General features: G+C 51.4%; 8 protein-coding genes and 1 other RNA gene. 6 read left to right on the top strand and 3 right to left on the bottom strand.

All coding sequences use genetic code 11. The features are described 5' to 3' along the window. A partial coding sequence (locus tag BZG79_RS16550; protein ID WP_206779494.1) for a hypothetical protein occupies window positions 1-211 on the top strand: 211 nt, incomplete at its 5' end. Between the two features lie 49 nt (window positions 212-260). On the opposite strand, the gene rnpB is transcribed toward BZG79_RS16550, so the two are convergent. Beyond that, window positions 261-641, bottom strand: an RNA gene (gene rnpB, locus BZG79_RS08825) — RNase P RNA component class A. Between the two features lie 54 nt (window positions 642-695). After that, complete coding sequence (gene rsmI, locus BZG79_RS08820; protein WP_077774218.1) at window positions 696-1,553, bottom strand: 16S rRNA (cytidine(1402)-2'-O)-methyltransferase; 858 nt, start codon at window positions 1,551-1,553, stop codon at window positions 696-698. A 61-nt stretch (window positions 1,554-1,614) separates the two neighbouring features. Between rsmI and BZG79_RS08815 the strand changes: the two genes are divergently transcribed. The 5 genes from BZG79_RS08815 (at window position 1,615) to BZG79_RS08795 (ending at window position 7,224) form a co-directional block, all read left to right on the top strand. Beyond that, window positions 1,615-3,465 carry a penicillin-binding protein activator gene (locus BZG79_RS08815; protein WP_199877669.1) on the top strand — a complete coding sequence of 617 codons (1,851 nt, stop codon included), beginning with the start codon at window positions 1,615-1,617 and terminating at the stop codon, window positions 3,463-3,465. Next, complete coding sequence (locus BZG79_RS08810) at window positions 3,462-3,827, top strand: YraN family protein (RefSeq protein ID WP_077774216.1); 366 nt, start codon at window positions 3,462-3,464, stop codon at window positions 3,825-3,827. Before BZG79_RS08815 ends, BZG79_RS08810 begins: the two co-directional genes overlap by 4 nt. Window positions 3,828-3,830: 3 nt before the next feature. Further along, window positions 3,831-4,421, top strand: coding sequence for a phosphoheptose isomerase (locus BZG79_RS08805; protein ID WP_021022633.1), 591 nt, complete (start codon window positions 3,831-3,833; stop codon window positions 4,419-4,421). A gap of 3 nt (window positions 4,422-4,424) precedes the next feature. Continuing rightward, window positions 4,425-4,976 carry a BON domain-containing protein gene (locus BZG79_RS08800; RefSeq protein ID WP_077576218.1) on the top strand — a complete coding sequence of 184 codons (552 nt, stop codon included), beginning with the start codon at window positions 4,425-4,427 and terminating at the stop codon, window positions 4,974-4,976. Between the two features lie 295 nt (window positions 4,977-5,271). Next, on the top strand, window positions 5,272-7,224 hold the full coding sequence (locus BZG79_RS08795) for a TonB-dependent receptor (RefSeq protein ID WP_077774215.1): 1,953 nt from the start codon (window positions 5,272-5,274) through the stop codon (window positions 7,222-7,224). 138 nt (window positions 7,225-7,362) lie between these two features. On the opposite strand, the gene BZG79_RS08790 is transcribed toward BZG79_RS08795, so the two are convergent. Then, the coding region (locus BZG79_RS08790; RefSeq protein WP_199877668.1) for an LptF/LptG family permease at window positions 7,363-7,696 on the bottom strand (334 nt) is incomplete at its 5' end.

Raw genomic sequence — 7,696 nt, 5'->3', positions numbered from 1 at the left:
ACGTAACATGACGTTATTTTCCCTTTTTCACCAAGATTATCCACTTTACACCACATTTTCCCACCCAGAAGTGTACGTAGCAGGTAAAAAGAAAGTCAAGCAAGCCATGACAGTGAGCAAGATCACACCTGGGAAGATTAAAGAAGGTTTTCAGCGGCTTAATCAATACACAAAAAAGCCGATGACATTCGGTTATAACCAAATCGTCTGACTCAAACGCTGAAAAAGAGAGGGCGAGCCAAAAAGGCTCGCCCTAAAAGGAGGTGAGTTGGCCTGTAAGCCGGGTTCTGTACCGTAAAAACGGTGGTAACCATTCGTCTAGGCCTGCAATCGCTCACAGGCTCCAGCAACCTACCCGTCCCCAAACGCGGGCCGCGCCAATAGGGACCTATTTGGTCTTGCTCCGGGTGGAGTTTACCGTGCCACGAACTGTTGCCAGTCGCGCGGTGCGCTCTTACCGCACCCTTTCACCCTTACCTGTGCTCCGAAGAGCCATCGGCGGTATACTCTCTGCTGCACTGGTCGTAGGCTCGCGCCTCCCAGGCGTTACCTGGCACCCTGCCCTGAGGAGCCCGGACTTTCCTCCCCTTTATCAGTCTCCCAAAGGACATCAATAAAGCAGCGATTACCCGGCCAACTCGAGCGGGGGAGTATATAGAAGAATATTCACGCAAGCCAGCGTAAATCGCGCTCAGCTATAAATTCTCTAGGCCCCATTTATAGAGTGCGTTTTTTTTCACCGCATATAATTCCGCGACTAACGCGGCTGCTTTTTTTAACGGTAACTCGGCCGCCAATAGACCCAGCGCATGACACGCCGCGGTTGGCAAAGCCGTTTTATCCGCGCGATGGCCGGCGACCAATAACACCATTTCTCCGCGTAAGCGGTTAGGATCCTCACTCAACCACTCAATGAGTTCACCCAACGGTGCCCCATGGATGGTTTCAAAGGTTTTCGTTAGTTCGCGCGCCAACACCACGCGACGTGCGTCGCCCAGTACCTCGCGCATATCCGCCAAGCTGTCACGAACACGGTGCGGTGACTCATAGAAAATTAAGGTACGCGGATCATCGGCCAATTCACGGAACGTATCTTGTCGCGCTTTTGTCTTAGGAGGCAGGAACCCTTCAAAACTAAAACGGTCTGAAGGCAAACCCGATGCACTTAATGCGGTGACTACCGCGCAGGCGCCAGGCAATGGGACCACTCTGACACCCGCCTCACGGCATTGAGTGACCAGGTGATATCCCGGATCGCTAATCAAGGGGGTGCCAGCATCAGAGACTAATGCAATCGACTGGCCTTGTCGCAGGCGCGTTAACAATGCAGCGGCTTTCTGCTGTTCATTGTGCTCATGCAACGCAAAAGTTTTCGCACTAATCGAAAAATGCGATAGCAACCGAGCCGTATGACGCGTATCTTCGGCCGCGACCACGTCGACACTGGCTAAAACATCAAGAGCACGCTGGGTAATATCAGCCAAATTGCCAATCGGTGTTGGCACAATATACAGCGTGGGGTGAGCATGGTCGGATAGATTTGCATCAGTCATTTGTTTAACAACCCTTCGGCGATTAAGATAGGGGCAACGTTGTCACGGTTGAAATATGTTCATGGTTAAACTTACCCAGAAGCGTCAAAGTGTAACACGACTTATTACCCCTGTAGCCTTAGCATTGGCTTTAGCGGCTTGTAGTGCGCCGTCCACCACGCCAACTGCGCGTGATGTCATCAGTCAACCGGCAACGGAAAATTCGACATTTTATTTGTTGCAGGCCGAAACCAGCCAAGGTGAAAAGCAAAATGATTGGTTTTTACTGGCGATAAAAGCGCTGATTAACGAGCAGCAATTGAACCAAGCGGATGTGCTGCTGCAGCGCTTGGCTGAGCGCAATCTTAATACGGACCAGCGTATTGAATGGACACTCGCGCGTGGGCGCTTTTTGGCACAAACCGGCAAGCTAACCCAAGCCGATCAAGCGTTGGCCTTATCCCCTGATTGGCAGCTCACCGAGGGACAATATGTCCGCTTCTATCAGCAAAAAGCCAAAATTGCGCGTCAGCAAGGCAATGCCCTGGACGCGGTCAACAATCAGCACTGGTTAGCCAGCTATATTGAATCCGACCAAGCTCAGCAAGCATGGAACACCCTGTGGCAAGATTTACAATCGCTCAACCAGCGCGAGATCAAACAGCTTCAATCCAGTGATGATGACATCCTTGCCGGTTGGGTCACCTTGTTAGACATCGCGCGCCGCTACACCCGCGAYCTGGCCGAGATGCAAAGCCAATTAGATGCCTACTTGGCGTCGCACCCTACACACCCCGCGAACCAGTATTTACCGGATAATTTGGCCGATATCCAAGCACTGACCATCACACAACCCACTAATGTAGGGGTCATGCTACCACTGACGGATAAATTCGCCGATCAAGGGGATGCCATTCGTGATGGTTTTGTTGAAGCCATGCTTGATGCGAAAACAGATCAACGCCCTCGTGTGCGCTTTTACGATACCAACGCCATGGATGTCGATGCGCTCACGCAACGTATCCGTGATGACGGCATCGACTTCGTGGTGGGGCCACTGCAGAAACACAAAGTCGCCGCAGTCAGTGACGCACTCGCCGGCCAAGTGCCTTTATTGGCGCTTAACCAGCCCACGGATGAAAATTATACGCAAGGTGTGTGCTACTTCACCTTGTCACCCGAACAAGAAGCCGCGCAAGCCGCCGACCGTCTTCACCAGCAGGGGTACCAGTTCCCCTTAGTACTCTATCCTGACTCCGCCTTTGGTCAACGGATCCGTGATGCATTTTCCGCCCGCTGGCAGTCACTCACCGATACAGACGTTGAGCAAGCGCCTCTCGGTGATCGTGATAAAATGCAAGCACGCATTCGTGATATCTTTGGTTTAGACGCCAGTCAGCGTCGCATTTCACAACTGAAAAAACTCACCGACTTACCCTTACAATCGCAAGCCCGTAGCCGTCGCGATATCGACGCCGTTTATATGGTGGCCGGTGCCGCTGAGCTGACCTTATTAAAACCCTTTATTGAGGTCGCGATTAATCCCGATGTCTTGCCGCCTAAACTCTATGCAAGCTCGCGTAGCAATAACCGCGCCGATGGCATGGGCCAATTAGCCGAGCTTGAAGGCATCGAATTCAGTGATATTCCTTTATTAGTGCACGCCCAAAGCGATGCGTATAAAAGCTATCAACAGCGTCATCCATCACCAAGTAACAACACCACGCGCTTACATGCCTTGGGAATGGATGCCTACCAGCTGCTGAAGGGGCTACCACAAATGCAAGCCCAGCCGGGTTATCAGCTAAATGGTCAAACGGGGCAACTCTCACTCGCCGATCAGTGTATTATCCACCGTCAGCTAGACTGGGCGCGATTTGGTCAAACCGCCATTGAGCCTATTGAGACGGAATCTCGCGGAGAGGCGCAGTGAAACAGCCTCAGTCCAGAGCAACAGGACAGGCTTACGAAACACACGCTTGCCAATACCTGATGCGCCACGGGCTGAGTCTGCTCGATAAAAACGCCCATAGTCGTCGCGGCGAGATTGATCTTGTGATGCGCGATGGCAGTTGCTTGGTGTTTGTCGAGGTGCGTTTCCGGCGCGGGCACGGCTTTGGTGGCGCGGCGGCGAGCATTACCGCCACCAAACAACGTCGTTTAATTCTCGCCGCTGAGCGTTGGATGCAATGCCGCGGCATCAAAAGTATGCAAACCGAATTTCGCTTTGACGCTGTCACCTTTGATGGCAGCGTTGAGGCGGTCAACTGGATTCAAAACATTGTTCAAGGGTAAGTCATGCTAGAGAGCATTAAAGAGAGCTTTACCGAAAGTATTCAAACCCAAATCGCGGCCGCAGAAGCGATTCCCGAGTATCTATCACAATCGGCACAAGTAATGGTGCAAAGCCTACTTAACGGCAACAAAATCTTGTGTTGTGGTAATGGCGGTTCCGCCGCGAATGCCCAGCATTTTGCGTCTTGCCTGTTAAATCGCTTTGAGACTGAGCGTCCCAGCTTACCGGCTTTGGCGCTCACCACAGACACTACCACCTTAACCGCAGTGGCCAACGACTACAGCCACGATGAAGTCTTCTCCAAGCAAGTACGAGCGCTAGGGCAAGCGGGCGATGTGCTTCTGGCCATATCCACCAGCGGCAACAGTAAAGACATCATCAAAGCGATGGAAGCTGCCGTGACCCGTGATATGACCATTATTGCGTTAACCGGGAAAGACGGCGGCGAAATGGCCGGGTTGCTTGGCCAGCGTGATGTCGAAGTCCGTATTCCCTCGCAACGTACCGCGCGCATTCAAGAAGGACACCTGCTCACTGTCCATTGCTTGTGTGACCTGATTGACCAAGTCCTCTTTCCTTCTCACGGAGAATAATTCATGCGCGTTATTATGACCTTGATATTGGCACTGACGCTGCAAGCGTGTTCCGCCATTTATTCCTCCGATCCTCGTACGACCGGAGAAGAGTGGCACGATACCCAAATTGGTCTCAATACCGCCGGGATCGTGAACAAAGCCCCGTTCAAAAATAAGCTTCGCGTTAAAGCGGCATCGTTTCAAGGGCAAGTTCTGTTAGTCGGGCAAAGCACCGACCAGGCCCTCACCCAGCAACTGGTTGAACGGGTCCGAGCCCTGGATAACGTCGATGTTGTCTATAACGAAGTCCGTGAAACGCCAATGGTTGGCTTGGCCGATATCAGTACGGATAGCTGGCTAACGACCCGCGTCAAAGCAGCCTTTGTCGCCGATGACCAGTTACGCGCGGTAAATATCAAGGTGGTCACTGAAGCCCGCGAAGTGTTTTTAATGGGCGCCGTCACCCAATCACAAGCGGACCAAGCGGTTGAGATAGCGCGCAATATTCGCGGTGTAGAAGGCGTGGTTAAGGCGTTTGAATACCTAGATGCGCCTCAATCTAAAAAAGATTAACGTTAAAAGACGTATTCTTTTGCGTGGGCCGGCATGATTGCTGGCCCTCTTATTTTCCGTCTTCATTCTTTTCTCGTCCGTTTCCACCGCATAGCATCTGCATTAGCTTTCTGATTGCCTCTCTATTTTCTTATTAAAAACAAACACGTCACATAGTCTATCCATTTAGCAACATAGGCAGATGATAATCGTAACAGTACGCATTTTTAATGTGATTTTATTGGTTATTTTGATCTCGCCTTGATATAGTTCCGCCCCCACAATCAAATGAGAACTATTTGCATAGGAGTATGACATGCATTTACGTTTAAGACCGCTCACCCTTGCTCTTATCGCCGCGGGAACGCTCAGTCTGCCCGCTCATGCTCAAGACCCAAAGCCGGTCGAGACAGTGACTGTCACCGCTGACAGCCTACAAGGCAAAATAGCGGTTAATGCCGAAGCGCTTGAAGCACGTCAGGCACAAGATCTAGAAGACATGTTCCGCGATACCGCCAGCATTAACGTCGGCGGCGGGGTTGGCACCGGACAAAAGGTCTATCTGCGCGGTGTTGAAGATACCAACCTCAACATTACCGTTGATGGTGCGGCTCAAGGTGGCTACCTGTTCCATCACCAAGGGCGTTTAAATATTGAGCCTGAATTGCTCAAACGTGTTGGCGTAGAATCCGGACCTGCTAGCGCTGATAGTGGCCCTGGCGCATTAGGAGGTAGCGTCCGCTTTGAAACCAAAGATGCGCAAGACATGCTTCGCGCAGGGCAAGATATCGGTGCCCGTTTTTCCGCCGGCCACGAAAGCGCGGCAAATGCGACCTCGGGCAGTTCCGCTGTGTATGGTCGCCTTGGCGAATCACTGGGCATTCTTGCCTACATGAAAGGTCGCAATAGTGACGACTATCGTCACGGTGGTGGTGATTTACAACCTGCTACTGCCAGCCAACAGCGAAGCTACTTGGTCAAGCTTTCGCTTCTTGAGCACGGTGATCATGATGTTCGTGTTAGCGCCGAACGTCGGACGGATGAGGGCGATTACTTTATCCGTGCGCACATGCCTGAATTCAGCCGTCAGTCACAGAGCTATCAAGAAACCGAGCGCGAAACCTTCTCTTTCCAACATCGCTGGGCGCCGGATTCTAACTGGATTGAACTGACCACCAAGCTCTATCAAAACACCCTCGACCTTGATCGCATTGAGAGCCAGACATTCAGCCGTTCACGCAATATTGGCGGTGATATTCGTAATCGTATGCGTTTCAATACCGGTGCTTTGCAGCATGACCTCACCGCTGGCATCGATATGTTCGAGCAAAAAACCGACAATATCGACTATAAAGAAGCGAATGGTCCTAACAACCAAGACAAAGCCAGAAACATTGGTGTTTTCTTGCAAGATAGAATGACAATCGGCGACCTTGGCATTGCTTGGGGTGCCCGTTTTGATGATTACCACACCGATTATGGTCAAGCAGGCGAGATCRATGGCAGTAAAGTATCACCGAACCTACAACTGAGCTATCAAGCCACTGATAACCTCCGTCTTCATGCTGGCTACGGCGAAGCCGTGCGCGGTGCCAAAACCCGCGAAGTATTGTTGATCGGTGGTGCCGTTGATGTGGAAAAAGGCTTAAAGCCCGAGCACGCTAAACAAGCTGAAATCGGTGTTGAATGGCAAGGTTATGGGATGCTAGCCGAACAAGACATCCTGAGTTTTGCAGTCACCGGCTTTAATACTCAAATAGAAAACTACCAGGCGTATGATCGCGGTAGTGACCCACACTACCTTTACAATCTAGAGGATGATGTGACGAGCCAAGGTGTCGAAGCCAGTGTTAACTGGGCGCTCAAGCAGCTCGATACCCGACTGAGCTATAGCTACGTCGACATGGAAGATGAAAATGGCGATCCTTTGGGCGACGCCATGGCAATTGGCGCGTCAGTCGGTAACACTTGGGTGTGGGATACGCAATATCAGCTAGTCGATACCGATGTGAGCTTAGGCTATACCCTTACCGGAGTGGAAAGGCTGACCGATGTGCCAGAAGGTAAACACGAGAAACCTGGTTACATGGTTCATGATGTACGCGCACAGTGGCAGCCAGCAGCGTATCAGGGGCTTACTGTTTCACTCGCGGTCAATAACCTGCTCGACAAAGAATACAGCGAGCATAGCTCGTTTACCTTAAGCAGCGGCAATAGCATGCCTGAGCCTGGGCGCGATGTTCGTTTAGGTATGAGCTACAGCTTCTAAACCACACTTAGAGAATGATCAAATAAACTAAGGGCCGATATGTTATCGGCCCTTTTTTAATCTCTTCACGCTCGCGATTGATTTGCCAAAGCACTGATGTCATCACCTTACCTTGTCGCTAAGCGTTTACTTTCAGCACTACAGCTTACGTCTCAGTAACAGCAAGGTGATCACCAGAAAAATGACACTTGGAGTGATAGCACCAATGGCCGGAGGGAGATGATACACCAAACTCATCGGCCCAAAGACTTCGTTGGCGATATAAAAGCCAAAGCCAAAAATCACCCCTGATAGCACCCGCGCACCCATGGTGACACTTCGCAAAGGGCCAAAGACAAAACTCAGCGCCAACAGCATCATCACCGCGATCGACAGCGGCTGTACCGCTTTGCGCCACAGGGCCAGCTCATAACGTGACGCATCTTGCTGTGACGCTTTAAGGTAGGACACATAACTATACAAACCCGATAGC

Origin of the sequence: Salinivibrio sp. MA427 (genome assembly GCF_001996115.1) — a bacterium.
In the GTDB taxonomy this organism is placed as follows: Bacteria; Pseudomonadota; Gammaproteobacteria; order Enterobacterales; family Vibrionaceae; genus Salinivibrio; species Salinivibrio costicola.
Note: the sequence above shows the minus strand (reverse complement) of the source record. Positions and strands in the feature narration are given on the sequence as shown.

Excerpts from the sequence above, each read along its gene's own strand:
- rsmI (WP_077774218.1), bottom strand. The coding sequence starts at position 1,553 with ATGACTGATGCAAATCTATCCGACCATGCTCACCCCACGCTGTATATT.
- BZG79_RS08805 (WP_021022633.1), top strand. The coding sequence starts at position 3,831 with ATGCTAGAGAGCATTAAAGAGAGCTTTACCGAAAGTATTCAAACCCAA.
- BZG79_RS08800 (WP_077576218.1), top strand. The coding sequence starts at position 4,425 with ATGCGCGTTATTATGACCTTGATATTGGCACTGACGCTGCAAGCGTGT.